The 1,464-nt window shown below is 70.2% G+C and carries 3 protein-coding genes; 2 read left to right on the top strand and 1 reads right to left on the bottom strand.

The features are described 5' to 3' along the window. Nucleotides 1-93 precede the first annotated feature (93 nt). Nucleotides 94-621 carry an RNA polymerase sigma factor gene (locus tag AC27VN_RS41310; RefSeq protein WP_398493014.1) on the bottom strand — a complete coding sequence of 176 codons (528 nt, stop codon included), beginning with the start codon at nucleotides 619-621 and terminating at the stop codon, nucleotides 94-96. A gap of 156 nt (nucleotides 622-777) precedes the next feature. Between AC27VN_RS41310 and AC27VN_RS41305 the strand changes: the two genes are divergently transcribed. Beyond that, nucleotides 778-1,284: a sigma-70 family RNA polymerase sigma factor gene (locus tag AC27VN_RS41305; RefSeq protein ID WP_093349953.1), complete on the top strand. Its 507-nt coding sequence runs from the start codon at nucleotides 778-780 to the stop codon at nucleotides 1,282-1,284. Next, nucleotides 1,281-1,464 (top strand): DUF4880 domain-containing protein (locus tag AC27VN_RS41300; protein WP_490880489.1); only part of this gene is annotated, 184 nt, incomplete at its 3' end. The genes AC27VN_RS41305 and AC27VN_RS41300, both read left to right, overlap by 4 nt.

The following is a 1,464-nucleotide window of genomic DNA, read 5'->3' as shown; positions in this document are numbered from 1 at the left end:
GCCTCGTCGAGCGCGGCGCCGCCGGGCTGCGCGAGCAAACCCATGGGTTGGCTCGCGGGTTCGCCCGCCATGGCAGGCGATGCGTCGCGGCGCTCAGCCATGGAAATCCACCAGCGCGCGGGCGCAGGCCTCCATGCCGCGGCGCAGATGCTTCTCGACCGCCTTGACCGAGATGCCCAGGTGCGCCGCCACCTCGGCCTGCGGCAGCTCGTGCACCTTGTGCATCACGAACACCTCGCGGCAGCGCTGCGGCAGCGCCGCGATGGCCTCGGCCAGCACCTCGATGCCCTCGCGCGCGGCGACGATGCGCGCCGGCTCGTGCAGGTCGAGCGCCTCGGGCGGCTCGGCCATCAGCTCGATCAGCGCGTCGCGGCTGCGCTCGGCACGCCAGCGGTCGACCGCGCGGCGCTTGGAGAGGATGCGCAGGAAGGCCAGCGGCGTGTGGATCGGCGTGCGCGGCGGTGTCTCGATCAGGTCGGCGCAGACCTCGTGCACGATCTCGCGCGCGGCGCCGCGCTCGCCGCGGCCGAAGCTCAGGCGCCGCACGTGGTCCACCAGCTCTTCGTAGTGGCTCACGAGCGCGGCGATCAGCGGGGAGTCGATGGAGTGCTTGTGCGACACGGGCGGCGTGGCGGCGGTGCGGGTGTAAGCGTTTGATTCTAATTGCGAATCGTTTGCAACTTCAAACGGGCCAGACCCGGGTGCGAAGTCGACTGCTACAATTGAGAACCATTCGTATTAAATCCTGAGCGCAGCCAGTCGCTGCGGGGAGATGCCATGTCGGCCGCCGAGTTCGCGCCTCCGCACGAAGTGCAATCGCTCTACAGCAACCATCACGGGTGGCTGCAGGGGTGGCTGCGCCGCAAGCTGGGCTGCCCGCACAACGCGGCCGACCTCGCGCAGGACACCTTCGTCCGCGTGCTCGGCAAGAAGGAACCGGTGGCCGCCGCCGAGCCGCGCGCCTACCTCGCGACCATCGCCCATGGGCTGGTGGTCGACTTCCACCGCCGCCGCGCGCTCGAGCGCGCTTACCTCGAGACCCTGGCCGCGCTGCCCGAGCCCCAATCGCCCTCGCTCGAAGAGCGCGCGATCGTGCTGGAGGCATTGAGCGCGATCGACGCCATGCTCGACGGCATGAAGCCCGCGATCCGCCAGGCCTTCATCCTCTCGCAGCTCGAGGGCCTGACCTATGCGCAGATCGCGCAGCGGCTGCAGGTGACGGTGCGCACGGTCAACAACTACATGCTCAAGGCGCTCGAGCATTGCTATCTGCTCGCGCCATGAGCTCTTTCGAACTCGATTCGCCGGCCGGCGACATCGGCCTGCCCGCCGGCCACGAGGCCCGCGTGCGCAAGGAGGCGATCGCCTGGTACGCGCAGCTGTGCTCGGGCGAGGCCACGCCGGCCGACCACGAGGCCTGGCGCCGCTGGCACCGCGCGCATGCGGAACACCGCCGTGCCTGGG

It is taken from the genome of Variovorax sp. 20P10.2.4 (assembly GCF_058244205.1).
This window is presented reverse-complemented; position numbering and strand designations above follow the sequence as displayed.

Bases quoted from the DNA above. Each gene is read 5' to 3' on its own strand.
- AC27VN_RS41305 (WP_093349953.1), top strand. From the start codon at position 778: ATGTCGGCCGCCGAGTTCGCGCCTCCGCACGAAGTGCAATCGCTCTAC.